The organism is Rhodococcus mengyinensis (genome assembly GCF_048381435.1).
Taxonomy (GTDB): domain Bacteria; phylum Actinomycetota; class Actinomycetes; order Mycobacteriales; family Mycobacteriaceae; genus Rhodococcus_F; species Rhodococcus_F opacus_D.
Genome location: NZ_JBLWIT010000148.1, coordinates 176,544 through 200,761 on the forward strand (window position 1 = coordinate 176,544; position 24,218 = coordinate 200,761).

Annotated in this window: 22 protein-coding genes; 13 read left to right on the top strand and 9 right to left on the bottom strand. The window is 66.5% G+C overall.

Annotated elements, in window-relative coordinates:
- Positions 1-23: 23 nt before the first annotated feature.
- Complete coding sequence (locus tag ACNJ7E_RS39025) at positions 24-803, bottom strand: enoyl-CoA hydratase/isomerase family protein (protein ID WP_280781232.1); 780 nt, start codon at positions 801-803, stop codon at positions 24-26.
- A gap of 250 nt (positions 804-1,053) precedes the next feature.
- On the opposite strand from ACNJ7E_RS39025, the gene ACNJ7E_RS39030 reads away from it, so the two are divergent.
- Together ACNJ7E_RS39030 and ACNJ7E_RS39035 are read left to right on the top strand one after the other, a co-directional pair.
- Entirely contained in the window at positions 1,054-2,172 is a 1,119-nt protein-coding gene (locus ACNJ7E_RS39030) for a LuxR C-terminal-related transcriptional regulator (protein WP_418342334.1), read from the top strand.
- Entirely contained in the window at positions 2,165-3,133 is a 969-nt protein-coding gene (locus ACNJ7E_RS39035; protein WP_418342335.1) for a helix-turn-helix transcriptional regulator, read from the top strand. Before ACNJ7E_RS39030 ends, ACNJ7E_RS39035 begins: the two co-directional genes overlap by 8 nt.
- Positions 3,134-3,147: 14 nt before the next feature.
- On the opposite strand, the gene ACNJ7E_RS39040 is transcribed toward ACNJ7E_RS39035, so the two are convergent.
- Positions 3,148-3,468: a 2Fe-2S iron-sulfur cluster-binding protein gene (locus ACNJ7E_RS39040; protein ID WP_043779394.1), complete on the bottom strand. Its 321-nt coding sequence runs from the start codon at positions 3,466-3,468 to the stop codon at positions 3,148-3,150.
- Between the two features lie 287 nt (positions 3,469-3,755).
- Between ACNJ7E_RS39040 and ACNJ7E_RS39045 the strand changes: the two genes are divergently transcribed.
- The 5 genes from ACNJ7E_RS39045 (at position 3,756) to ACNJ7E_RS39065 (ending at position 9,266) form a co-directional block, all read left to right on the top strand.
- Positions 3,756-5,078, top strand: coding sequence for a cytochrome P450 (locus tag ACNJ7E_RS39045; protein WP_418342336.1), 1,323 nt, complete (start codon positions 3,756-3,758; stop codon positions 5,076-5,078).
- A 2-nt stretch (positions 5,079-5,080) separates the two neighbouring features.
- A complete protein-coding gene (locus ACNJ7E_RS39050; RefSeq protein WP_280781228.1) occupies positions 5,081-6,310 on the top strand; it encodes an NAD(P)/FAD-dependent oxidoreductase in 1,230 nt (409 codons plus the stop codon).
- A gap of 59 nt (positions 6,311-6,369) precedes the next feature.
- Positions 6,370-7,476, top strand: coding sequence for an NAD(P)-dependent alcohol dehydrogenase (locus ACNJ7E_RS39055; RefSeq protein ID WP_112300393.1), 1,107 nt, complete (start codon positions 6,370-6,372; stop codon positions 7,474-7,476).
- 35 nt (positions 7,477-7,511) lie between these two features.
- The gene (locus tag ACNJ7E_RS39060; protein ID WP_280781227.1) at positions 7,512-8,948 is read left to right on the top strand and encodes an aldehyde dehydrogenase; all 1,437 of its coding nucleotides are present in this window, start codon (positions 7,512-7,514) and stop codon (positions 8,946-8,948) included.
- A gap of 84 nt (positions 8,949-9,032) precedes the next feature.
- The gene (locus ACNJ7E_RS39065) at positions 9,033-9,266 is read left to right on the top strand and encodes a hypothetical protein (RefSeq protein WP_418342396.1); all 234 of its coding nucleotides are present in this window, start codon (positions 9,033-9,035) and stop codon (positions 9,264-9,266) included.
- A gap of 19 nt (positions 9,267-9,285) precedes the next feature.
- Here ACNJ7E_RS39065 and ACNJ7E_RS39070 read toward each other — a convergent pair whose 3' ends face one another.
- Together ACNJ7E_RS39070 and ACNJ7E_RS39075 are read right to left on the bottom strand one after the other, a co-directional pair.
- Positions 9,286-10,155 carry a PaaX family transcriptional regulator gene (locus ACNJ7E_RS39070; RefSeq protein ID WP_418342337.1) on the bottom strand — a complete coding sequence of 290 codons (870 nt, stop codon included), beginning with the start codon at positions 10,153-10,155 and terminating at the stop codon, positions 9,286-9,288.
- A gap of 48 nt (positions 10,156-10,203) precedes the next feature.
- Positions 10,204-11,310, bottom strand: a complete 1,107-nt coding sequence (locus ACNJ7E_RS39075) for a CaiB/BaiF CoA transferase family protein (RefSeq protein ID WP_317569121.1) — start codon at positions 11,308-11,310, stop codon at positions 10,204-10,206.
- A 158-nt stretch (positions 11,311-11,468) separates the two neighbouring features.
- Here ACNJ7E_RS39075 and ACNJ7E_RS39080 point away from each other — a divergent pair, with 158 nt between their 5' ends.
- The 5 genes from ACNJ7E_RS39080 to ACNJ7E_RS39100 all read left to right on the top strand — a co-directional run bounded on the left by ACNJ7E_RS39080 (position 11,469) and on the right by ACNJ7E_RS39100 (position 17,610).
- Positions 11,469-12,641 carry a 2-hydroxyacyl-CoA dehydratase subunit D gene (locus ACNJ7E_RS39080; protein ID WP_280781223.1) on the top strand — a complete coding sequence of 391 codons (1,173 nt, stop codon included), beginning with the start codon at positions 11,469-11,471 and terminating at the stop codon, positions 12,639-12,641.
- A gap of 28 nt (positions 12,642-12,669) precedes the next feature.
- A complete protein-coding gene (locus tag ACNJ7E_RS39085) occupies positions 12,670-14,010 on the top strand; it encodes a 2-hydroxyacyl-CoA dehydratase subunit D (RefSeq protein WP_280781222.1) in 1,341 nt (446 codons plus the stop codon).
- Positions 14,011-14,013: 3 nt separating this feature from the next.
- Positions 14,014-14,970 (top strand): acyl-CoA dehydratase activase, encoded by a 957-nt coding sequence (locus ACNJ7E_RS39090; protein WP_280781221.1) that lies wholly within the window; start codon positions 14,014-14,016, stop codon positions 14,968-14,970.
- Complete coding sequence (locus tag ACNJ7E_RS39095; protein WP_280781220.1) at positions 14,967-15,767, top strand: SDR family NAD(P)-dependent oxidoreductase; 801 nt, start codon at positions 14,967-14,969, stop codon at positions 15,765-15,767. Before ACNJ7E_RS39090 ends, ACNJ7E_RS39095 begins: the two co-directional genes overlap by 4 nt.
- A 193-nt stretch (positions 15,768-15,960) precedes the next feature.
- A complete protein-coding gene (locus ACNJ7E_RS39100) occupies positions 15,961-17,610 on the top strand; it encodes an AMP-binding protein (protein WP_418342338.1) in 1,650 nt (549 codons plus the stop codon).
- Positions 17,611-17,676: 66 nt separating this feature from the next.
- Here ACNJ7E_RS39100 and ACNJ7E_RS39105 read toward each other — a convergent pair whose 3' ends face one another.
- Genes ACNJ7E_RS39105 through ACNJ7E_RS39125 form a run of 5 tightly spaced genes read right to left on the bottom strand, consistent with a single transcriptional unit; the run spans position 17,677 to position 23,054 of the window.
- Positions 17,677-18,762: an ABC transporter ATP-binding protein gene (locus tag ACNJ7E_RS39105; protein ID WP_418342339.1), complete on the bottom strand. Its 1,086-nt coding sequence runs from the start codon at positions 18,760-18,762 to the stop codon at positions 17,677-17,679.
- A gap of 51 nt (positions 18,763-18,813) precedes the next feature.
- Positions 18,814-19,692 (bottom strand): carbohydrate ABC transporter permease, encoded by an 879-nt coding sequence (locus ACNJ7E_RS39110; RefSeq protein WP_418342340.1) that lies wholly within the window; start codon positions 19,690-19,692, stop codon positions 18,814-18,816.
- Positions 19,692-20,657: a carbohydrate ABC transporter permease gene (locus tag ACNJ7E_RS39115; RefSeq protein WP_418342341.1), complete on the bottom strand. Its 966-nt coding sequence runs from the start codon at positions 20,655-20,657 to the stop codon at positions 19,692-19,694. The genes ACNJ7E_RS39110 and ACNJ7E_RS39115 overlap by 1 nt, the downstream gene beginning before the upstream one ends.
- Positions 20,654-21,979 (bottom strand): ABC transporter substrate-binding protein, encoded by a 1,326-nt coding sequence (locus tag ACNJ7E_RS39120; RefSeq protein WP_280781361.1) that lies wholly within the window; start codon positions 21,977-21,979, stop codon positions 20,654-20,656. Before ACNJ7E_RS39120 ends, ACNJ7E_RS39115 begins: the two co-directional genes overlap by 4 nt.
- 52 nt (positions 21,980-22,031) lie before the next feature.
- The gene (locus ACNJ7E_RS39125; RefSeq protein WP_247251081.1) at positions 22,032-23,054 is read right to left on the bottom strand and encodes a sugar-binding transcriptional regulator; all 1,023 of its coding nucleotides are present in this window, start codon (positions 23,052-23,054) and stop codon (positions 22,032-22,034) included.
- Between the two features lie 151 nt (positions 23,055-23,205).
- Here ACNJ7E_RS39125 and ACNJ7E_RS39130 point away from each other — a divergent pair, with 151 nt between their 5' ends.
- The gene (locus tag ACNJ7E_RS39130) at positions 23,206-24,210 is read left to right on the top strand and encodes an NAD(P)-dependent alcohol dehydrogenase (RefSeq protein ID WP_280781360.1); all 1,005 of its coding nucleotides are present in this window, start codon (positions 23,206-23,208) and stop codon (positions 24,208-24,210) included.
- The last annotated feature ends 8 nt before the right edge of the window (positions 24,211-24,218 follow it).

Sequence of the window (24,218 nt, forward strand, 5' to 3'; positions counted from 1 at the left end):
TGCAACGAATTCGGTCCCGGTGTTCAGCGCATGCTCCATACAGGAGAACGCTTTTCGCGGAACGCAGTGACCCCCTCGACGATGTCCTCGGTCGTGAACGCGAGAGCGAGCTGCGACTGCAGCGCCGTGAGAGCGTCCGGCAGAGACATGTCGCGCGTGTTGTTGATCGCCTCCTTCCCGAGGCGCATCAACAGTGGCGACTTGCCCGCGAGCCGGCGGGCCCACGCCCGGACCTCCGCCTCGAAGTCGTCGTCCGGGATCACCCGGTTCACCAAACCCAGCTCGAGCGCGTCCGCGGCCGTGATGAGCTCGCCGTACATCATCAGCTCGTTCGCCTTGAGTCGCCCGACGTTCCGGTAGATGAGCGCGGAGATCATGAAGGGAAAGACACCGACGTTGATCTCCGGGCACCCGAACCGGACCGACTCCTTGGCGAGCACGAAATCGCACGCCAGCGCGAGCCCGAACGCGCCGGCCAGCACGTCACCGCCCGCGGCGCAGATCACCGGTTTCCCGAGACCAGCGATCAGTTGATACAGCCGCGGGAAGCGATCCAGCCCGGCATATTTGACGATCGTGGGCGTCTCGCTCGCGAACGCCTTGAGGTCGCCACCCGCCGAGAAGATCTTCTCGTGCGACGACGCCAGCACGACGACCCGCACGTCGCCGTCGTCCCGGGCGCGTTCGAGCGCGGCGAGAAGCTCGTCGAGCAGGTCGTCGGACAGCGCGTTGCGGGTTTCGGGGCGAGCGAGAGTGAGGACGGCGACATGCTCGTCGACGTCGTATCGCACGGGGTGCGCCATTAAGCCGCTCCTTCCATTTTGGTCGTACCATTCGACCCTAGTATGGCGGCCGCATCCGAGACAAGAACCTTCTCGGACCACTTTCGCGGAATGCGTGACGTATTTGGACTGACCATATACATTGGAGTCAGGCCGCGGGCGGTGCAGCAACGTCCCAGGTGACACCTTCTCTATACTGTGCGTTGTGTCACAGGAACGGACGACGGTGTCGTCGTCATCCGTGCGGCGGCCACGGCGCGAGGAGTGGTGAGTGGTCATTTCGACGAGTTCGTCCGAGCTTGCCGACCAGGCGGTTGCAGAGTTGCAGGACCTTCTCGGCAACGAGCCGAATCTGATCCGCCTGGCGGACGGCGAACCCGACCTCACGGTGATTCGTGCGTTCGCGGCCCGGAAGTTGCGTGAGGGCGTCGACTCCTCCGAGCGCACCCTGCGCCTCGCAGAACTCGTGACAGAACTCGACGCCGCGAGTCGCGACGACATCGCCCGCCGACTGAGCGTGCACACCGCCCAGTTCGAGGCACTGCAGCGGGTCGTCCGTGCGCTCGATGCCGGTGCGGATCGCCTCGCCGACGTCGTGACCCAGGAACTGTGCACGAGCCTCGGATACGGCAAGGCGATGTTCTCCGTGGTCCGCGGTTCCACCTGGTCTCCCATCGCGTTAGCCGTCAACCCGGAACTGACAGGGGACTTCCACGAACTCGCCACGGCAATCGACGGACGCGAGATCGCGCTGCGCGAGGCACCGCGCGAGGCCGAACTGGTCCGCCGGCGCCGACCGTATGCCGTGGACGCCGTCGACACCTACCGGCACACGTACCGCCCGCTGATCGATCTGTCGCGGCCCGCCGGATACCTCGCCGTGCCGGTCGTCGTCGACGCCCGCGCGGTGGCGATCATCCACGTCGACCGCCAGAGCGACAGCCTGTCCGACACCGACGTCCACCTCGTCGCGGTACTGGCCGGCGCCTGCGCCTCATCGAAGGAACGCGCCGACCTGCGGCGGCAGATCTCCACCCGCAACGAGCACGTCGACGCCGAGATACAGCGGCTCACCCAGGCACTGCGGCACCTCGAGCAGCCCCTGACGATGCCGGAGGTCGCCACCTGCGACCTTCCCCGGACCGACGCATCCACCGAATCTCCGCAGACTCCGGTCATCCCGCGCGCGCATGCGCTGACCGCGCGCGAACGCGAGGTGCTCACGTTGATGGCCACGGGGGCGACCAACGCCACCATTTCCCGTCGGCTGTGCATTTCCGACGGCACCGTCAAGTCCCACGTCCAGCGGATCTTCAAGAAACTCGGCGTCTCCACGCGGGCCGAAGTGGCGGCGCTGTGCGCCAACGCCAAGACGGTGTGCGGTGGCTGACGCTCCCCACCCCGAACCGCACACGGACGAGAACACCACGGACACCGATCGCGCCATCGCGGACATCCTCGCCGAAATGCGCACGGCCACTTCGGAGCACGCCGTCGAGCTCGGAAGGCGTCTGGTCGATCTCCTCGATCGCAGGAACGCACTCGCTGCGACGCGCACCGCCGACATCGCTGCAATTGCGGAAGGTATCGATCGCGCCGTCCACGCACTCGACGACGCCGCCTCGAGTGCGGAACTCATGCGGCGAGCGTGTGAGCGCGCCGCCGAACTCTGCTCCGCGGACAAGGTGGTCCTCTCACGCCTCGACGGCGACCGGATCATTCCCGTCGCCGCGTTCAGCGCCGACCCCGACACGACGCCCGCTCTGCCCGCCGGGTTCGGTCTCCCGGCAGGTTCACCCGAAGCACGTGCCCTCGAGACGAACACGGTCACGGTCGGTTCCCAGATTCCCGCCGAGCTGCGAGAGACGCTGGGCGCGAACGGTTTCACCATCGTCCCCGTCGTCGTCGACGGGACCGCTGCCTCGCTCCTTCACGTCGGCGCAGTGCTGGACGGGTCCAGGCGCCACGCCCTCGGAGTGTTCGCCGTAGTGCTCGGCGGGCACTTCGAGCGAGTCGGTCTGGAGTCGCGTCGCGAGCGTCAGACTGCGCTCTTGCGCGAAAGCGCCCGGCGGTGGACCGGCGACGACGCGCCACCTTCCCACGGCGCCCTCGATCTCGCTCCGTCGCAGGCCGACCGCGACGCCGCCGAGCAGCGCCTGCTCGAACCACTGACCGAACGCGAAGCTGACGTCGTCCGATTGATTCTCACCGGGGCGTCGAATTCCGCGATCGCCGCCGAACTGGTCATCACCGTCGATACGGTCAAGTCCCACGTGAAACGCATCCTCCGCAAACTCGGCGCGACCAACCGCGCCGAACTGATCGCGAAGTATCAGTCCCCGGCCCGGTGAACCCGCCGGACCGGTCAGGCGTCCGAGGACGGCACGGTCACCGTGACGGTGTCCACGTCCGGTGTCAGGACGAGCTGGCAGGCGAGACGCGAACACGGCTGGACACCGTCGAGGAACTCGAGGAGGTCCTGTTCCTCCAACGTCGGCTCGCCGAACGCCGCACTCGCATCGTCGTCCAGGTACACGTGGCAGGTGGCGCACGAGCAGCTACCGCCGCATTCGGCGACGATGCCGGGCAGGTTGTTGCGTACCGACCCGTCCATCACGCTCTGGCCGGCGGGGACGTCGACGGACGACGTCGAGCCGTCTGGGAGTTGGTATACGACGGTGGGCATGGCGATCTCCTTCGGGTTGACCGGGTGAACGTCAAAATTGTGTCGCCGGTCACTGTCCGGGTGCATCACCACTTCGACTGATTACCCCCCTCCAGTGGGGTGATTCTCGGCGTCTACACAGGCGGCGACGACGGGGTGACGCGGCACACATCCCCCGTTAGGTGGACAACTATCGATCGATGGTGTGATGCCCCTCACTCTCGCAGCTGACAGGCTGAAGTCACTCCAGTCGGCGAGGGCGCCGCGACAGACGGCGCCGGAACTCACTGCACCACGAAGGGGAATTGATGAGCACTACAGAGCAGGTAACGGAACTGATTCCGGACGCCGTCGCCCGTCAGATCGTTTTGCCGGAGGGTCACCGGGACAACGACGCGTTGTTCGAGGCCTACCGCTGGCTACGGGAGAACAACCCCCTGGGCCGCGCCGAAGTCGAGGGCTACGACCCCATCTGGTTGGTGAGCAAGCACGCCGACATCATGGAGATCGAACGCCAGCCCGACATCTTCACCAGCGCGGGCGGCGAGGACAAGGGCTCCGTCAACCCGATCCTGGCGAACCAGGCCGGCGACCAGTTCACCAAGAGCATCAACAACGGCAGCCTTCGCATCCTCGAGACCCTCACCTACCTCGACCCGCCGGAGCACACCGCGATCAAGGACATCGCGCTGGACTGGTTCCGGCCGACCAACCTCGCGAAGTGGGAAACGGTCATCCGCGACCTGGCCAAGGCCGCCGTCGGCAGGCTCCGCGAGACGGATGGGCGGATCGACTTCGTCAAGGACTTCGCACTCCACTACCCCCTGCACGTCATCATGAGCTTGTTCGGGGTGCCCGAGGAAGACGAGCCCCGGATGATGGCGCTGACGCAGGAGTTCTTCGGCACCGCCGATCCCGACGCCGTTCGTGAGGATGTCGAGCCGCTCACCCCGGACGCAGCTGCGAAGCAGTGGGTGGCCACGATCCAGGACTTCTACGCCTATTTCGAGCGGCTGCTGCAGGACCGGCGGGCCAACCCGAAGGACGACCTCGCGACGATCATCTCGGTGGCACGCGACGAGAGCGGCGAGTACTACCCGAACGAGGTGGCCTACGGCTACTTCATCGCCATCGCGACCGCGGGTCACGACACCACCTCGAGCACCCTCGCAGGCGGCATTCTCGAACTCGGCCGCAACCCCGAACTCCTCGCGAAGGCGAAGGCGGACCCGGCGCTCGCGCCGCACATCGTCAACGAATCGCTGCGCTGGGCGTCCCCGGTGAAGCACTTCATGCGCCAGGCGACGCAGGACTACACGCTGCGCGGTCGCGAGATCAAGAAGGGCGACCGCTTCATGCTGCTGTACCAGTCGGGCAACCGCGACGCGGACGTCATCCCGGACCCCGACACGTTCGACATCACCCGCAGGCCCAACAAGCACATCGCGTTCGGGTACGGCCCGCACATGTGCATCGGTCAGCACCTGGCGAAGCTGGAACTGCGGATCATGTTCGAGGAACTGCTTCCCCACATCGAGTCGGTCGAGTTGGTCGACGACACCAAGATGATTCAGACCAACTTCGTCGGCGGGCTCAAGAACATGCCCGTCCAGATCGAGTTCGCCCGGTAATCATGGTCACGTCACAAGCCACACCCACCGTGGTGATCGTCGGCGCCGGGCATGCCGGCGGCACTCTCGCCGGCATGCTGCGGCAGCAGAAGTTCGACGGTCGGATCGTCCTGTGCGGGGACGAAACCCATCCGCCCTATCACCGCCCGCCGCTGTCGAAGAAGTACGCCGACGACGAGTTCGTCCAGTGGCTCAAGCCGGAATCGTTCTACGCCGACAACGAGATCGACACGCTGCTCGGTGATCCGGTCGTCCGGATCGACCGGGACGCGCGAACCGCGACGACGGCGTCCGGTGACATTCTCGAGTACACGACGCTCGTTCTCGCGACGGGCGCCGCGCCGCGGACACTGACGCTGCCGGGGAGCGATCTCGAGGGTGTGCTCAGCCTGCGTACCCTCGCCGACGCCACGCAGTTACGGGAGGCCGTGCACACCGGATCGACTCTCGCCATCATCGGTGGTGGGTACGTCGGACTCGAGGTCGCCGCCTCGGCCCGCGCCCGCGGATGCGAGGTCACGGTGATCGAACGGGAAGACCGGGTGCTGGCGCGGGTGGCCAGCCCGGAACTGTCGACGGTCCTCACCGAGTTCCACCGGGACCGCGGGACCCACATCCGCACGGGCGCGGAGGTTCGGGAGATCACCGGGAGGGCGGGTCGAGTCGACGGTGTCGTGCTCGGCGACGGAACCGAAATCCCCTGCGACCTGGTGCTGGTGGGTGTCGGCGCGATCCCGAACGACGCTCTCGCACGCGAATCGGGCATCGACTGTCTGGCGGGCATTGTGGTCGACGGTTCGGCACACACCTGCGATCCGAACGTCCTCGCGATCGGTGATGTGACCTACCGCCTGCACGACACGCTCGGCAAGATGGTGCGGCTCGAAAGTATCCCCAGCGCAGTCGAACAGGCGAAGCAGGCGGCGGCAGTCATCATGAATGCGCCCCTGCCGCCGCACGAGGTTCCGTGGTTCTGGTCCGACCAGTTCGACCTGAAGATGAAGATGGCGGGGATGGTCGGCCCGGACACCCGGGCGGTCCTGCGAGGCAGCCCGTCCGAGTCCTCCTTCGCCCTGTTCCACCTCGACAGCGACGGGATACCTGTCGCCGTCGAGACCGTCAACGCCGCAGCAGAATTCATGGCAGGCAAGAAGTTCATCGGCAACCGCACCAAGATCGACGCCACTGCTCTCGCCGATCCCGTCATCTCGTTGCGGGAGACCGTTCTCTGAGTATCTCGATTCCGGCCGGCCCTTCCCGGGCCGACCCACAAGACATGGAGTATGTGATGATGGAAGCACTCGCAGCAGTCGCGCGAGAACCGCACACCGAGTTCACGCTCGAGCCGATCACCATCGACGGACCGAAGACCGGCGAGGTACTCGTCGAGATCGAGGCCGTCGGCATCTGCCACACCGACCTCGCCGCCCGCGACGGCGCCCTCCCCACCGCACTGCCCGCCGTCCTCGGCCACGAAGGCTGCGGCATCGTCCGCGAAATCGGCGACGGCGTCACCAAGGTCGCCCCCGGCGACCGCGTCGCCATCACCTTCAACAGCTGCGGCACCTGTCCCTCGTGCACCACCGGGGCACCGTCGTATTGCCACCAGTTCATGCACCTCGCCTACGACGGCGTCCGCGACGACGGCACCGGCCCGATCACCACCCCCGACGGCGAATCCCTGACCGGCCTGTTCTTCGGGCAGTCCTCGTTCGCCACCTACAGCCTCGCGTTCGAACGCAACGTCGTGAAAGTGCCCACCGACATCCCCGCCGAACTCCTCGCACCGCTGGGCTGCGGCATCCAGACCGGCGCCGGCGCCGTGATGCGCTCCCTGAACTGCCGGCCCGGATCTGCGATCCTCGTCGCCGGCGCCGGATCGGTCGGCCTGGCCGCCGTCATGGGTGCCGTCGTCCAGGGCTGCACCACCATCATCGCCGTCGAACCCCACCAGTCTCGTCGTGACCTCGCCCTCGAACTCGGCGCCACCCACGCCCTCGACCCCGCCGCCGGCCCGGTCGCCGAGCAGGTCCGCGCCATCATCCCCGCCGGCGTGGACTACGCGATCGACACCTCCGGCGTCCCTGCCGTGATCGAATCGCTCGTCGGCTCCATGACCTTCCACGGCAAGGTCGGCCTGATCGGTGTACCGGCCGACCCCGAATCGTCCGTGCCGCTGAACATCATCAACTCCCTCGCCATGGGCCTGACCATCACCGGAATCATCGAGGGCGACAGCGTCCCCGACGAGTTCATCCCAGAACTCGTCGAGCTGTACAAGGCCGGCCGGTTCCCGCTCGACAAACTCGTCACCACGTTCCCGTTCGCGAAGATCAACGACGCGATCGACGCCCAGCACCGCGGCGAGGTCCTCAAACCCGTGCTCGTGCAGGACTGACACCCCCTCACCGAACCTCCCCAGAAGGACACCCGATGACGATCGACTACACCGATCTCTACATCCGCGGCGGATGGGCCAAGCCGTCCGGCGCCTCCACCATCCCGGTCATCTCCCCCACCACCGAACAGCAGATCGGCTCGGTCCCCGAGGGCGCCGAGACGGACATCGACGACGCCGTCGACGCCGCACGCGCCGCACTCGCCGAGTGGGCGGCATGGAGCGCAGCACAGCGCGCCGAGGTGCTGGGCCGCTTCGCCGACGAACTCGAATCCCGCGCCGAGGACACCTCGACACGCGTGAGCAGCCAGAACGGCATGCCCATCACCCTCGCCCGGCAGTTCGAGGGCGGCTTCCCACCTGTCTTGCTCCGCTACTACTCCGAGATGGCGGCGAAGCAGGAAGACGAGATCCGGCCCGGCATGCTCGGCGGATCCACCCTCGTCACCCGCTCCCCGATCGGCGTCGTCGGGGCCATCGTCCCGTGGAACGTGCCGCAGGCCATCACGTTCCTCAAACTCGCCCCCGCCCTCGCCGCCGGGTGCACCGTCGTCCTCAAGCCCTCCCCCGAGACCGTGCTCGACGCGTTTCTCATGGCCGAGGCCGCCATCGCCGCGGGACTGCCCGCCGGTGTGCTGAACATCGTCCCCGGCGGCCGCGAACTCGGCGCCTACCTCGTCGCCCACCCCGGCATCGACAAGGTGTCCTTCACCGGCTCCACCGGGGCCGGCCGCGCCATCGCCCGCACCTGCGGCGAACTGCTCCGGCCCGTCACCCTCGAACTCGGCGGCAAATCCGCCGCCGTCATCCTCGACGACGCCGACCTTGCCGCGAACCTCGAATCCTTCTACGCCGCAACCCTCCTCAACAACGGCCAGATCTGCTGGCTCGGCACCCGCGTCCTCGCACCCCGCTCGCGGTACACCGAGATCGTCGACACCATCACCGACCTCGCCAGGGGCCTGTCGGTCGGCGACCCGCTGTCCGACACCACCCAGATGGGTCCCCTCGTCTCCGCCCGGCAACGGCACCGCGTCGAAAGCTACATCGACAAGGGACGCTCCGACGGCGGCCGCGTCACCACCGGCGGCCGCCGACCCGACAACATCGACCACGGCTGGTTCGTCGAACCCACCGTCTTCGCCGACGTCGAAACCGGCCACACCATCGCCCAGGAGGAGATCTTCGGCCCCGTCCTCTCGGTCATCCCCTACACCGACGAGGCCGAAGCCATCGCGATCGCCAACCACTCCGACTACGGACTCGGCGGCTCCATCTGGACCGCCGACCCCGACCGCGGCGCCGCGTTCGCCCGCAACGTCGCCAGCGGAACCGTCGGCATCAACGGCTACTCCAACGACCCCACCGCACCCTTCGGCGGCATCAAGGACAGCGGCCTCGGACGCGAACTCGGACCCGAGGGACTCGCGAGCTACCAGCAGCTCAAGAGCATCTACCTCGACGTTCGATGACCCGGTCGGNTGCGACATCCGCACGGCCGCACCCCCTCACCCAGACAGAAGAACGGAGACGCGGTGACGAAGGACGAATTCACCATGCTCGACTTCGCGGTCAAGTGGGCACCCTTCGGAGGCGGAGACGAACACATCCTGCCCGAGTTCGGCGTCCTCCCCACCGTGTTCTACCGCAGGTTGCAACGTCTCCTCACCCGCCACCCCACCCTCAACGACAGCGTCCGGCGGCGGCTCGACGAACTGTGCACTGTGAAACTCACACCCGCGCGCCCCGACAGGCGGAGGTCGTATTCACGGGTTCGCAGCGCGGGGTGAACCCCAACGCCGAGCGCGGTCAGTCGAGACCGGCGATGCGACGCCAGTGCGCGTGCGCGGTGGGGGTCCACTCCGCGCGCAGGTCTCGCAGGCGCCGCGCCGCCTTCAGCCCACGCCAGTCGGGCAGCAGCACCTCGGGCAACCGGGGATCCATGTAGGGCATACGCCGCAGCGCGTCCGCGAGTTCCAGGTGCGCGAACAGCAGCTCGTCACCCGGCTCGAACGTGCGGGCGTCGAATCGATCGAGGAGTCGGTCGTACTCGTTCTCGGCGGCGTCCAGATCCCATGAGCGGCGGACGAGTTCCTCTTCCGGGATCCCGGGGACGGCGAGCGCCCCGACGAACGAGACCGTGCTGGAAGCCAATCCGAGGGCCTCGATGGTTCTCGCCGCTTCCGCGGCGCGGTCGACATGGGGGGTGACCCAGACGCCGGGCGTCGGATTACCGAAGCCGGCCCACCGCAGCGCGGCATACAGTTTCTTGCGGGTCGAGCGGTGCGACTCCGGGATCGGCACATTCACGACGAGCCACCGCCCGTCCCATTGCGTGGTGTCCACGTCGGTGGAGAACACCCGGAGTTCCCCTTCGGTGAAGAGCCGATGCGCCTTGTCCGTCAACGTCCACAACGTCTCGCGACCGTTCCGGTCTGCGGCGATCAGGCCCGCGGATCCCGTCCGCGCGACAGCCTGCCGGGCGGCGTGCTCCCCGTATCCGAGTCCCTTGAGGACGTAGAGAAGCGCAGCCGTCCGCACCGGCTGCCCGTAGGGTTCGACGAGCTCACCGAGCACGGTGATGAGGACGGAGCGCGCACTGCCGGTCGACGCCACCTCCTTGTCGGGTGCGGGCACCTGTTTCGAGTCGGACGGTTTCGAGTCAGACATGAGTGTCATCGTCGCGCATCGGGTCGCCCCTGTGCCACGACACCCCTTCTGGGCCGGTCATCGATCGTCATCGACACCCCAGTCGCGGAAGACGGCCTCGGTGTCGGCGCCGGGCATTCGGGGCGCGTCGTATGTTGCGTCGTGCGCGCTCGCGAACCGCGGTGCCGCGGCCGGCTGACGTTGTCCGAACGCACTCACGATTGTGTTGCGCGCCGAGATGTGCGGGTGATCCGGCACTTCGTCGAGGGACAGCACCGGTGTCACGCAGGCATCGAGCCGGGCGAACGCCTGTACCCACGAGTCCCGGTCCCGCGTGGCGAATACCTCGGCGAAGTTCTTCCGGAGCGTCGGCCAGGCCGACTCGTCGTACTGATCCGGCAGACCCGCCGGGTCGAGTCCCAGCCCCTCCAGCAACTGGGCATAGAAGACCGGTTCGACTGCGCCGACCGCGATGTACCGCCCGTCGGCGCACTCGTAGGTGTCGTAGAAGGGTGCTCCGCCGTCGATGACGTTGGTGCCCCGCCGATCGGACCACAGCCCGTTCTCGGTGAGTGTCCAGAACATCGTCATGAGCGCACTCACCCCGTCGACCATCGCGATGTCGACGACATCTCCGACCCCGGTCTGCGCCCGCGCGTACAGGGCACCGAGAATGCCCATGACCGCCTGCATCGAACCGCCGCCCAGGTCGGCGACCAGGTTGAGCGGCGCGAGCGGCCGTTCGCCTTCCCGTCCGATGGCGTTCAACGCACCGCTGAGTGCGAGGTAGTTGATGTCGTGGCCGGCGTAGGGCGCGAGGGGGCCGTCCTGGCCCCACCCGGTGATCCTGGCGTACACGAGCCGAGGGTTCCGCTCGCGGCACACGTCGGGACCGATGCCGAGACGCTCCGCCGCACCCGGTCGGTAACCCTCGATGAGGACGTCTGCCTTGTCGACCAGTTTCAGCACCTTCGCGAGGTCGGCGGGATCCTTGAGGTCCGCACTCACGGAGCGGCGATTCCGCAGTCCCGCGTCCTTGTCCACGGGCAGCAACTGCGTCACACCCCCGGGACGCTCGACTCGCACCACCTCGGCACCGAGGTCCGCGAGCAGCATCGCGGCATGCGGCGACGGGCCGATCCCGGCGAGTTCGACGATCTTCAGTCCATCCAGCACACGTTTCACAGGAACCTCCGAAGGGGGACGCCGCGGCTCTCTCAGCGGCTAATGTTTGACAACTATGGCTACTATCTATCCAATAACGTAATATCTCAAGTCAGGTCGCCGCGACGCAGTTCGTCAGTCGTCGCAGTGTCACCGTCCACGAAGTCGAGAGGCTAGATGTGAGCGAACTGGATCCGCCCGTCATGTCGTCGCTGCGAGCCACTGCCGATGACCCGGTCACCTACGCCCAGGCGTGGAAAGCGAAGCGCGGGAAGCAGGTGATCGGTTCCTTTCCGATGAACTTTCCGTCCGAGATCGTGCACGCGGCAGGCGCGTTGCCGGTGATCGTGCAGGAGAGCCGCACCCCGATCACGGAGGGGCGCAACCTGCTTGCCGAGTTCTACTGCGGCTACACACGTAGCGTCGCCGACCAGGCCGCGGTCGGTGAACTCGACGTCTTCGACGGCTTCGTCGCCGCCGACCACTGCGTGCAACTCCTCGGCGCGGTCGACGTGATCCGCTGGGCGCGACCCGAGAAACCTGTACATTTCGCGCAATTCACCAGCGCGATGGACGATCCATGGACCAAGCCGCGCGTGGCGGGCCGAGTGCACGAACTGAAGCACGAGATCGAAGGCGTCGTCGGCGCCACGATCACGGACGCGGCTCTCGCCCACAGCATCCGGGTGTTCAATACGAATCGACGCCTGCTCCGGAAACTCTACGACCTGCGGCGTACCGGCCGTGCGCGCATCACCGCGAGCGACATGCAGGTGTTGGTGAAGTCGAGCATGGTGATGGACATCGAAGAACACAATGCCGCGCTGAGCCACCTCCTCGATCGCCTCGATTCCCATGCCGACGCGCCCGACGATCTGGTGCGGTTGCATCTCTCCGGTCACTTCTGCCACGCCCCTCGCCCCGAAGTCCTCGATGTGATCGAGGAATCCGGAGTGATCGTCGTCGACGACGACCTGTACACCGGATTCCGGTACATCTCGACCGACGTGCCCGAGCACGGCGACCCATTGGCGGCGCTGTCGGAGTGGTACCTGGACCGCAACGACAATGCCCCGTGCCCCACACGAGTCACCGTCGGGGTCGATTGGGACACCTACCTGATCGACTCACTCGAGAAGAGCCGCTCCAACGGCGTCGTCGTCTTGATGGCGAAGTTCTGCGAACCCCACATGCTCTACTACCCGGAGCTACGCAAGGCGCTCGACGCGCGCGGGATACCGCTGCTGCTCCTCGAGACCGAGCACGAAGGCAACCCCGTCGAGACGCTCCGCACGAAGATCGAGACCTTCGTGGAGCGCATTCGCCGCCAACCTGCACCCGTCCCGTCTTGAATTCGACTCACCCTCAGAGGAGTTCGCAATGCCGATCGAACAGACCAGCAAGGAAAAGGCCCGCCGTTTGTCGAGTACACGGGTCGGCGGCAAGATGGTGGCCGACTACTGGGAGAACATCTTCACCGCCAAGGAGCGCGGAAAGCATGTCGTCTGGTACAACGGCGCCGCACTGAACCCGTTGTTCCAGGCCGCGGGCTTGGAGTGGTGTCACGGCGAAGCATTCGCCGCCCGTCTGGCAGCCCAGCACCTCGAAGGACCCGCCCAGGCGGCCGGTGCCGAGTACGGCTACATCGGTGAGCTCTGTTCCTACGCGCGAACACATTTGGGCTGCGCCGTGCTGACACACCAATCCGCCGCCGAACGGGAGACCGGTGTGGTCGGCATGGTCGACCAGCAGGAACTGGCAAGCAAACTGCCGGCCCCGGACTTCTTCGTCAACGGTTACGCCGGATGCAGCACCGGCCAGCAGTGGGATGCCATGACATACCGGGTCTTCGACCGCAAGCTCCCGCTGTTCAACGTCTCGATCCCTATGCTGTGGGGCAACAAGCCCGACGCCGGTTACATGCGGGGTGAGGAGTGGGACGAGGTCGGCAAGTACGTCGAGGAGCAGTTGCGCGAGCTGATCGCCTTCCTCGAGCACCAGACCGGACGGCCGTTCGACTGGGATGCGCTCAGCGAGAGCATGTCCTACATCAAACGCGCGTCCGAGTTGCGACTGGAGGGAATGGCACTCTGCACGCAGGCCCCCACTCCGGCGACCTACTGGGACTGGGTCGCGAGCATCGCACCGATCAACTTCCTGCCCGGCAACCAGGGGCTCGTCGACTACTTCGCCGGGGTGAAGGCCGAACTCGAACAGCGGGTCGCCGAAGGGGTCAGCGCGGTCGCGGACGAACGCTACCGAGTGTACTTCGACGGCATCATGAACTGGAACAAGCTCGGCTTCCTCACCCGGAAGTTCGCCGAGTACGACGTCGCCGTCGTGGCCGGTCGCTACACCCACGAGTCGTTCTGGCAGGAGCCTCAGCTCATCGATGTGGACAATCCCCTCCGGGGCATGGCACAGCACTACCTGCTCTGCCCACTGAACCACGGATTGAAGAACCTGCAGGAACTGCTGCTCCGGCGCCTGGACGAGTACTCCATCGACGGGATCGCGTTCCACTCGACCCGGACGTGCCGGGCGATGACCAATCCGCAGACGATGCTGGCCCGCGCAGCCGAGTCGGAGCGTGGCGTCAAGTCGTTCTTCTTCGAGGGCGACGTCGCCGACGCGTCGTTCTACAACGACGAACTGTTCGACAGTCGCCTGGAGGCCATGCTCGAGGCCATCGACGTACAGCGGATGAAGTCAGTGGGCTAGCGCATGACTACCGGAAGTTGGTTCGTCATGGGCGTCGACCTCGGGTCGACGACGGCGAAGGCCGCTGTGGTCGACGAGAGCGGTGCCCTGGTCGGGTCGAGTGTCGTCCAGATGGGCGCGGTGAGCCGCGAGGCGGTCGCGCGCGCGATGGACGGTGCGTTGGCCGCAGCGGGCGTCTCGCAGGCGGACATCCGGCGCACCATCAGCACCGGTTACGGGCGCAAGCTGGTCCCCGGCACCGACCGTACGTTCACCGAAATCACCTGCCACGCCCGCGGTGCCGCGGCCCTGCACCCGGGCGTACGGCTGGTGATCGACATCGGCGGACAGGACAGCAAGGCCATCATCGTCGACGACGACGGCCTCGTGGAACGGTTCGCCATGAACGACCGGTGCGCGAGCGGGACCGGCCGCTTCTTCGACGTGCTCGCTCGGGCACTGGAGGTCGACGTCAGCGCAGTCGGCGAACTCGCCCTCGCCGGCTCCGAGACCCTCGAAGTCAGCAGCATGTGTGCCACGTTCGCGGAAACCGAGGTGATCTCACTGCTGGCACAGGGCCGCGAGAGGACCGACATCGCGGCGTCGGTGCACAAAGCGGTCGCGGCGCGCACACTCGGACTGGTGGCGCAGGTGGGTAAGGCAACGCCGACGGTGATGACGGGCGGAGTGGCGAAGAACCCGGCCGCGCGTCTGCACGTCTCGCGTGCGCTGGGACACCCGGTGGAAATACTCGATCAGCCCCAGATCGCGGGCGCGTACGGTGCCGGGCTGCTGGCGCGTGACGACTACGCAGGCGGATCCGGCTCACCGGCACCATCCGACGCCGCGACGGAGGAACAAGTCCAGGTGAGTCTGTCGGCCGGGACACCCCACTGCCAGGACTGCGACGGCAGCCCCGGCCATCCCCATCCCGGCACCGGCGAACCGGTGCCCCTCGAACTGCAAAGGAACATCCGATGAGTACAGACACACGCGAAGTCTGGGTGCCGGACCTGTCCGAGGCCACCGTCTACATCGTGGGTGGGACCAGTGGAGTCGGCCTACAGGTCGCCCGTCAGTTGGTCCGGGCGGGCACCCAGCGCATCGGTCTGGTCGGCCGCGATGTCGAGCGCGGGGAGAAGGCGGCGACGGAGGTCCGATCACTCGCGTCGGGTGTCTGGGCCTTCTTCGCCTCGGGCGATGTGAACGACCCGGCGGAAGCGACCCGGGTGACCGAGGAACTGAGTGCTTCGCTGGGACCTGCCGACATCCTGGTCAACAGCACGGTGAGCGCGTTCACGCCGAACCTCTTTCACGAGACGCCACCCGAAGACGTTCCCGCCATCCTGCTGCAGCAGGCCCTCGGTCCCCTCAACATGTGCCGCGCCGTACTTCCGCACATGCGGACGAAGCGCGGCGGCGTGATCGTGAACATCGCCTCCGACGCCGCCAAGCACCCCACACCCGGTGAGTCCGTCATCGGCGCCGCAATGGCCGCCATCGTGATGTTCTCCAAAACACTTGCGATGGAAGCCAAACGCGACGGCATCCGCGTCAACGCGGTGACGCCGTCGCTCATCCGGGACACGGGCGCCTACGACCGCGTCATGGCCGAGCCGTTCAGCGCGAAGCTGTTCGAGAAGGCTGCCCGACTGGCGTCGCTGGGGGTCGCCGAGCCGGCAGATGTGGCCGACCTCGTGTTGTTCCTGTGCAGCCCGCAGGCCCGCCGGATCACCGGTCAAGCGGTGAGTCCGAACGGCGGCATCTCGGCAGGGTGAGGGATCGGTGACCGCCGGCAGCCCCCATCCCAATAATCTGACTGATTCGCAGCTATCCACTCCAAGTATGTATTACATTGCTCCTGACCGAGACAGCACCTCACAGCCGATTCCGGCTTTCCGGTAGCGGGCGCTCACTCGCCCCACCTCCAACTCCCCAGCACACCGCACAGCCCGAAGGCAGGATTGCATCATGCCCCTCGAAAAGTCTCTCTGGCCGGCGACACCGAGCTCAGGCGTCCGCGACATCACCGTCGGCGACCTGTTGCGCGAGGCCGCGACAGCAGAACCCGACCGCCTCGCCCTCGTCGACGGGACTCCCGACGCGGTCGGTCGGCGAGAATGGACGTACCGTGAACTCCTCGCCGACGCCGAGGATGCGGCCAGGGCACTGCTCGCCCACTTCGCACCCGGCGACCGGATCGCGATATGGGCACCCAACAGCGCCGACTGGGTGATCCTGCAACAAGCGATCGCGATGGCCGGGATGGTGGTGGTGGGTGTGAACCCCGCCTACCGCGCCCACGAACTCGAGTACATCCTGCGCCAGTCCCGCAGCGTCGGACTCTTCTACCGGGAGACCTATCGCGGCGCAGACCTCACGAAAGTTCTGACGGAGGTCCGGCCATCCCTGCCCGCACTCCGCAAGGTCGTCCCGACGAGCGAGTGGCGAGCGTTCGTCGCGACCGGCGATCCAGCAACGGAGTTCCCCGTCGTCGCATCCACCGCCCCGGTGCAGATCCAGTACACGTCAGGAACCACCGGATTCCCCAAAGGTGCACTGCTGCATCACAAAGGTATCGTCAACGAAGCCACCTTCGTGTTCGAGAGGGCAGGGATGGTGGATCATGTCGTCTGTGTCAACGCGATGCCGATGTACCACATCGGAGGCGGCGCCGTCACCGAACTCGGAACGTTCGCCGCGCACGGAACCTACGTCGTCCTGCCCGGCTTCGACGCCGCCCTAATGCTCGAAATGCTCGAAACCTGTCGCGGAACACACTCACTGATGGTCCCGACGATGCTGATCTCGCTTCTCGAGCATCCCGATCGCCGACGTCGTGACCTGTCGAGCCTCCATACCGTCCTGTCCGGAGCCGCCGCGGTTCCCCAGTCGCTGGTCGAACGGGTCATCGACGAACTCGACTGCCAATTCACGATTCTGTTCGGACAGAGCGAGATGCACGGAGTGATCAGCCAGACCCGGGTCACGGACGACCCTGCCGATCAGGCGACCACCGTGGGACAGCCACTGCCGGAGCTGGAAGTCAAGATCATCGACCCCGTCACGGGTGAGATACTCCCGATCGGCGAGCAGGGTGAAATCTGCTGTCGCGGTTACCAGACGATGCTCGGCTATTCCGACATGCCGGACGAAACGGCCGCGACCATCGACGCCGACGGATGGTTGTACATGGGCGATCTCGCCACGATGGACGAGCGAGGATTTCTGCGGATCACCGGACGCCTCAAGGACATGATCATCCGGGGCGGACTCAACATCTATCCGCGTGAGATCGAAGAGCTGCTTTTCCAGCACTCGGACGTGGCCGAGGTGGCGATCGTCGGGGTTCCGGATGAAAAGTGGGGCGAGCAGATCGGCGCCGTCGTGCGGCCCACGGACCCGGCCAATCCGCCGGACGCGGCCGAATTGAAGGCCTGGTGCCGCGACCGAATCGCGGCGCACAAGACGCCCTCGCTGTGGTACTTCACCGACGGACTCCCCATGACGCCCACCGGCAAGATTCAGAAGTTCCGCGTGCAGCAGGAGATAGCATCCGGGGCACTGACCGCCACACACCTCGACGACAAGACTGCGCCGGAACGCCTGTCCAACAGTTGATTCGACGTTCAGGACAACCGGGTGGGCGCGGACCTGATCTCGGATAAGCCCGCGCCCACGCACGCTCTAGTCGCCGATCCGCTCCCCCGTCTCCGGGTGGAACAGGTGCACGGCTCCGTCCCGCTTGCGCAGGGACACCGTGTCGGCCAGCCGCGCGGGGGTGCGGGTCAGTGACCGGGCGGTCAGTTGCGTACCATCACCGGCGATGTGGGTGTGGACGTAGGATTCACTCCCGAGTTCCTCGACCAGGTCCACGATTACCTCGATGCCGCCCTCTCCGGTCGACAACTCGAGCTGCTCGGGGCGCACACCGACCGTGACGGTCTCCAATCCGGCGGCGTGCAGCGCCGACAGCTGGTCGCGTTCGAGCGCGAGCGTCGAGTTCCCGAGGCGCACGCCGTCGCTGACGATGGGCATGGTCATCAGATTCATGGCGGGCGAACCGATGAAGCCGGCGACGAACGCGTTCTTCGGGCGATCGTAGAGTTCGGTGGGAGCCGAGAACTGCTGCAGCTTGCCGTTCTTGAGGACGGCCACCCGGTCACCCATGGTCATGGCCTCGACCTGGTCGTGGGTGACGTACACGGTGGTGGTGCCGAGCCGGCGCTGCAGCGCCGCGATCTGCGTGCGGGTCTGGACGCGCAGCTTGGCGTCGAGGTTCGACAGGGGCTCGTCCATGCAGAACACCTGCGGCTCCCGCACGATCGCCCGGCCCATCGCCACCCGCTGGCGCTGACCGCCGGACAGCTTGCCGGGCTTACGATCGAGGTAGTCGGTCAGGTCGAGCAGCTTGGCGGCATCGGCCACCTTCTTCTTGCGTTCCTCCACCCCGACCCCGCGCATCTTCAGAGCGAAGCCCATGTTCTCGCCCACCGTCTTATTGGGATAGAGGGCGTAGTTCTGGAACACCATCGCGATGTCACGGTCCTTCGACGGAACACCCACCATGTCCTTGCCACCGATCTCGATGGTGCCCTCGTCGATGTCCTCGAGGCCGGCGAGCATCCGCAGTGCGGTGCTCTTGCCGGAGCCGGACGGTCCGACGAGGACGATGAACTCGCCGTCTTCGATGTCGAGGTCGAGCGTATCGACCGCCAGCGTGTCGGCGTTCTCGTAGAGGCAGGATGCGCCCTTGTACGCGATGTCAGCCATGATTGCTCCTCTTGTGGGTACCGAAGTCGGGGGAAGTGGTTGCCGGGGTGATCATTTGATCGCACCGAAGGACAGGCCGCGGACCAGCTTGTTCTGTGCGACCCAGCCGGCCAGGATGACCGGGAGCGCCGCCAGCGTCGCCGCTGCCGACAGCCGGGCCCAGTACAGGCCCTCACCGGTGATGAAGCCGACGAGGAACACCGGAATGGTCTGTGCCTGAACGGCAGTGAGGTTGACGGCGAAGAAGAATTCGTTCCACGAGAAGATCACGCAGATCAGGGCGGTGGCCGCGATGCCGGGTGACACGAGCGGAAGGATCACCTCGCGCACCGACGTCCACAGGCTCGCGCCGTCCATGCTCGCGGCCTCGAGCAGCTCACCGGGGACCTCGAGGAAGAACGAGCGCATCATCCACACCGCGATGGGCAGGTTCATCGCCGTGTACAGGATGATCAGCGCCCAGATGTTGTCGAGTAAGCCGATGTCGTTGACGATCACGTACAGCGGGATGATCGCGGCGACGATCGGGAGCATCTTCGTGCTGATGAAGAAGAACAGGGCGTCCTTCGTCTTGCGGACCGGTCGCAGCGACAGCGCGAACGCCGCCGGCACACCGAGCACCAGCACCAGGATCGTCGACATGGCGGTCGCGAACGCCGAATTCAGCAGTGCCGTGCCGATTCCGCTGTCGAGGACGGCCTTGAACTGGTCCAGGGTGGGCGTGAAGAACAGTTTCGGCGGAGTCGTGTAGGCGTCGCCCTCCTGCTTGAACGCGGTGAGCACCATCCACGCCACAGGGAAGAAGAAGCCGAGCGCCACGATCCACGCCACCACGCTCCACGGACTGAACTTACGGTGCTTGCGCGCCCGCGTTGTCTCCGGCGCGGTGGGGGTGGACTCCACCGGCGCCGCCGCAGTGTCGGTACTCATTACGCTGCCTCCTCGTTACCGGTAAAGCTCTTGAAGATCAGGCGCAGCGCCAGGGTCGCGACGACGATGGTCGCGATCACGACGATGACGCCCATCGCGGCGGCCTGCCCGATGTCGAAACCGAGGAATGCGCGCTGATAGATGTAGAAGGGGAGGTTGGCACTGGCGGTGCCCGGCCCGCCCTGGGTCATCATGTAGATGGCGTCGAACGTGTTGATCAGGTAGATCGCGCCCAGCACCGCGCCGAGTTCGATGAACCGGCGCAGATGCGGGAGCGTCAGTTCGCGGAACATCGCGATCGGCTTGGCGCCGTCCACCCGTGCCGCCTCGAGGATGTCGCGCGGCATGGACTGCAGACCGGCCAGGATCAGCAGCATCATGAACGGGGTCCACTGCCAGATCAGGTTCACCATGATCGCGGCGAGCGGGAACTTGCTGACCCAGTCGACCTGTCCCACCCCGAACGGGGAGAGGACGAAGTTGACGATGCCGAACACCGGGTCGAACATCGTGGTCTTCCACAGCAGCGCACCGGCGACGGGTGTCACCAGGAACGGGGTGATGAGGAGGGTACGCACGATGCCGCGGCCCAGGAAGGCGCGGTCGAGCAGCAGGGCGAGCAGCAATCCGAGCACCACCGAGATCAGCACGGTGCCGACGATCAGGATCACGGTGTTGACCGCGACCTCACGGAACTGGCTGTCCTGGAACACGTCCACGTAGTTCTGCAGCCCGACGAACGCCTGGGAGCCCGGACGCACCAGGTTCCAGGACTGCGTCGAGTAGTACAGCGTGAACAGGAACGGGATCTGGGTCACCACGATCATGAAGATCAGAGCGGGCAGCAACGGCCCCCGGCGACGCCATCCCTCGGCGCGGGAGACGCTGTCGTCCTTGGCCTCCCGCAGTTCCCGCACCCGGTCGGCGGTGCCGTCCGCGGTGGGTTTCTCGGCGATGGTTGTCATCGTTCCTCCCGATAGGTCGCGCCGACCACCTCGGCGTACTGCTGTGCCTGGGCGAGCGCCTCGGGCACGGTCTGCTGGCCTGCGATCGCCGCACTGATCTGCTGGCTTACGCGGGTTCCGAGATCCTGGAACTCCGGGATCGCCAGGAACTGCACGCCGGTGTACGGAACCGGTTGCACGGTGGGCGCATCCGGTGTCGCGTTCTCGATCGCCTCGAGCGTCAGCGGTCCGTAGGCCGCCGAGGCTTCCTTGTACTCGGGAATCTCGTAGGTCGACAGCCGGCTGCCCGGAGGCACCCGCTCCCAGCCCAGATCCTCACCGACCGTGCGTATGTATTGCTTGTCGGTCATCCACGAGATGAACTTCCACGCCGCATCGGGATTCTCGCTGCTCTCGGGGATTCCCAGCGACCAGCTGTACAGCCAGCCGGAGTTGTCCTTCACCTCGATCGGCGCGGGGGCGTACCCGATCTTGCCGACGACGGCGCTCGACGCCGGATCCTCCAGCGTGGACACCGCGGACGTCGAGTCGTACCACATCGCCACCTGGCCCTGGGCCAGCTGTGTGGCGCACTCGCCGAAACCGCTCGTCGCGGCGCCGGGCTCGCCGTACTCGCGCACCAGGTCGACGTAGAACTGCACCGCGCGTTCCACCTCCGGGCTGGTCAGCTGAGCGTTCCAGTCCTCGTCGAACCAGCGGCCACCGAACGTGTTGATGACCGTGTCGAGGGGTGCGAGCAATTCACCCCAGCCCGGCTTGCCGCGCAGGCAGATGCCTGCCATGTCCTCGGAGTCGAGTTGCTTCGCGGCCGCTGCGACCTCGGCCCACGTCGGCTTCTCCGACAGGGTGATTCCGGCCTGCTCGAACAGGTCCTTGCGGTACATCAGGAACGAGGACTCGCCGTAGAACGGCACCGAGTACATGTTCCCCTCGTAGGACAGCGACTCGCGCAGGGTGGGGATGAAGTCGGCCTCGTCGTAACCCCCCGTCGCCTCGGCGTACTCCGAAAGGTTCTTCAGCCAACCGTACTTGGCCCACTGCGGGGTCTCGTAGTTGCTGATCATCACGACGTCGAACTCACCGCCACCGGTTGCCGTGGACGCCGTGATCTTCGCGCGCGCCTGGTTCTCCGACAGCGTGACGAACTTCAGGTCGATGTCGGGATTCTCTTCCTCGAACTGCGAGGCGAGCTTCTGCGCATCCTGCATCTGTGAATTGGAGACCATCGCGATGGTGATGGTCTGGTCCGACGCGCCCAGCGATCCGGCGCCTGCACATCCGCTCAGCGTGAGGCAGAGCGCTCCCGCTCCGGCTACCAGCATCGTCGCCGGTTTCCTGTGTTTCTTCACCGATCTTCACCTCTCTTGCGTGGTGCTACTGATCGAGCAGCCAACGCGCGCATTCGATGTCGCAGACCAGCATCTTGGCCAGTCCGCCGTGGAGGGCACCCAGTGCCGCTTGGTGTTTGGCGACGCCACCCGTGACGAGGATCGACCCCTCGCACGCGCGGATGTCGTCGAGAGGAACGGACATGGCCCGTTCGTCCAGAGGGCCGGCAACCTCGGTGCCGTCGAGCCGGTAGAAGCGTCCACCGACTTCACCGACCGCGCCGAGGCCGGTGAGCACGGACAGCATGTCCGTGTCGATGAAGCTGCCCTCGAACAGGGTGGTCGACGTGGAGACGGCACCCGTTCCGAACATCATCATTTCCGCGGTCCGCCCGGCCTCGAGCGCCTTGGAGATGACGGAGTCGCCCCGCATGGATACCACGGTCGACGCGTCCGCGTACAGCGGAACGGGAAGCCGAACAGTGTTGGCCTGCAGCTGCTCTGCGCATCTACCCAGAACGTACTCCGTTCCGGTCTGGTAGTTGATGGCACTCACCGAGCCGTCGAGCTGGACGACGGACGCGCACGTGGCCGCCCCGGACGGCAGACCCTGCGCGACGGCGACCGTCTCCGGCCCCCAGGTGAATCCGAGGGTGTCGCCCTCGCGAATCCGGCGAACCAGCAGCGACGCCGCGGCCCGCCCGACGCCGGCGAAGCTGTTGTGGTCGTCGATCGCACCGGCGGCGTCGACGGAATCGGCGACCACCACCGCCTCGACGAGTCCGAACTTCTCCTCGAGCGCGCGCTCCTCGTCCGAGCGCAGCGCATCACGCAGATGCGCGGGTGCCTGCACCTCGATGCGCACCAGGCCCTGGGCGCGGGCTCGTGCCACCAGCCGGCCCGCGGTGGGGCGGGAGACACCGAGTCGTGTGGCGACCTCGGCCTGGGTCATTCCGTCGAGGTAGTACAGCGTTGCAGCGCGCAACGCGAGGCGCAGATCCTCCGTCGTGGACGGCGGTGGTGCCGTGATGAGAGACGGCGTCGGGGCCGTCGAATTGGGGGACGTCACTGGTTCTCCTCGCCATGATCCCGGGTCCGTCGTGTGCGTCTTCGGAGCCTCGGGGAAACCGTGAGCAAATGATCACTATGCGTTCATCTGCTCAATACGCTAGCATCGAAGTGTGACCCACACAACACTCCCTTCGGATATCCCCAGGACGATGCGTGCCAGCGTGCTCGTCGAGCCGGGTGTGATCGAGATCCGGGAACGCCCCGTGCCCACTCCCGCCCCCGGCGACGTCCTGGTCCGCGTGGCCTCGGTAGGCGTCTGCGGATCGGACGCCCACTACTACCGCGAGGGCCGCATCGGCGAGTTCGTGGTCGAACAGCCGATCGTGCTGGGCCACGAGGCGTCGGGCACAGTCGTAGGTGTCGGCGACGGGGTCCCGGCAGCGCGTATCGGGCAGCGTGTCTCCATCGAACCGCAGCGCCCCGACCCGGACACCGACGAATCCCGGCGCGGTCTCTACAACCTGTGCCCGCACATGCAGTTCTATGCCACCCCGCCGATCGACGGGGCGCTGGCCGAATACGTGACCATCGGCTCGGCGTTCGCCCATGCGATTCCGGACGAGATGTCCGAGGACGCGGCCGCGCTGTGCGAGCCGCTGTCCGTGGCCATCGCCACCACCCGCAAAGCCGGAGTGACGGCGGGATCCCGTGTTCTGATCGCGGGCGCGGGACCGATCGGGATCGCCATGGTGCAGACGGCCCTCGCGTTCGGCGCCACCGAAGTGGTCGTCTCGGACCTCGATCCCCGGCGACGTGACGTCGCAACGAAATTCGGTGCCACCACGGTACTCGACCCCCGCGAGCAGGACGTCGCGGGACTCCACGTGGACGCGTTCGTCGACGCGTCCGGCGCCCCGAGCGCGGTGCTGGCCGGGATCCAGGCCGTCCGGCCCGCGGGATCCGTGGTTCTGGTGGGCATGGGCGCCCCCGAGATGACACTGCCGGTCCAGACCATCCAGAACCGAGAGTTGGTGCTGACCGGGGTATTCCGCTACGCCAACACCTGGCCGACGGCGATCGCCCTCGCGCGGTCGGGGCGGGTCGACCTCGATTCGATGGTCACCGGAAGATTTCCGCTCGCCGAGGCGGAGCAAGCACTGAACGCAGACCGGACGCCGGGCAGCCTCAAGGCCGTCGTACGCGTCCAGGAATGAGGAGAGAC

Bases quoted from the DNA above. Each gene is read 5' to 3' on its own strand.
- ACNJ7E_RS39105 (WP_418342339.1), bottom strand. From the start codon at position 18,762: ATGGCTGACATCGCGTACAAGGGCGCATCCTGCCTCTACGAGAACGCC.
- ACNJ7E_RS39130 (WP_280781360.1), top strand. From the start codon at position 23,206: ATGCGTGCCAGCGTGCTCGTCGAGCCGGGTGTGATCGAGATCCGGGAA.
- ACNJ7E_RS39050 (WP_280781228.1), top strand. From the start codon at position 5,081: ATGGTCACGTCACAAGCCACACCCACCGTGGTGATCGTCGGCGCCGGG.
- ACNJ7E_RS39040 (WP_043779394.1), bottom strand. From the start codon at position 3,468: ATGCCCACCGTCGTATACCAACTCCCAGACGGCTCGACGTCGTCCGTC.
- ACNJ7E_RS39120 (WP_280781361.1), bottom strand. From the start codon at position 21,979: ATGCTGGTAGCCGGAGCGGGAGCGCTCTGCCTCACGCTGAGCGGATGT.
- ACNJ7E_RS39025 (WP_280781232.1), bottom strand. From the start codon at position 803: ATGGCGCACCCCGTGCGATACGACGTCGACGAGCATGTCGCCGTCCTC.
- ACNJ7E_RS39055 (WP_112300393.1), top strand. From the start codon at position 6,370: ATGGAAGCACTCGCAGCAGTCGCGCGAGAACCGCACACCGAGTTCACG.
- ACNJ7E_RS39100 (WP_418342338.1), top strand. From the start codon at position 15,961: ATGCCCCTCGAAAAGTCTCTCTGGCCGGCGACACCGAGCTCAGGCGTC.
- ACNJ7E_RS39065 (WP_418342396.1), top strand. From the start codon at position 9,033: ATGCTCGACTTCGCGGTCAAGTGGGCACCCTTCGGAGGCGGAGACGAA.
- ACNJ7E_RS39070 (WP_418342337.1), bottom strand. From the start codon at position 10,155: ATGACACTCATGTCTGACTCGAAACCGTCCGACTCGAAACAGGTGCCC.
- ACNJ7E_RS39095 (WP_280781220.1), top strand. From the start codon at position 14,967: ATGAGTACAGACACACGCGAAGTCTGGGTGCCGGACCTGTCCGAGGCC.
- ACNJ7E_RS39085 (WP_280781222.1), top strand. From the start codon at position 12,670: ATGCCGATCGAACAGACCAGCAAGGAAAAGGCCCGCCGTTTGTCGAGT.
- ACNJ7E_RS39060 (WP_280781227.1), top strand. From the start codon at position 7,512: ATGACGATCGACTACACCGATCTCTACATCCGCGGCGGATGGGCCAAG.
- ACNJ7E_RS39090 (WP_280781221.1), top strand. From the start codon at position 14,014: ATGACTACCGGAAGTTGGTTCGTCATGGGCGTCGACCTCGGGTCGACG.
- ACNJ7E_RS39110 (WP_418342340.1), bottom strand. From the start codon at position 19,692: ATGAGTACCGACACTGCGGCGGCGCCGGTGGAGTCCACCCCCACCGCG.
- ACNJ7E_RS39045 (WP_418342336.1), top strand. From the start codon at position 3,756: ATGAGCACTACAGAGCAGGTAACGGAACTGATTCCGGACGCCGTCGCC.
- ACNJ7E_RS39115 (WP_418342341.1), bottom strand. From the start codon at position 20,657: ATGACAACCATCGCCGAGAAACCCACCGCGGACGGCACCGCCGACCGG.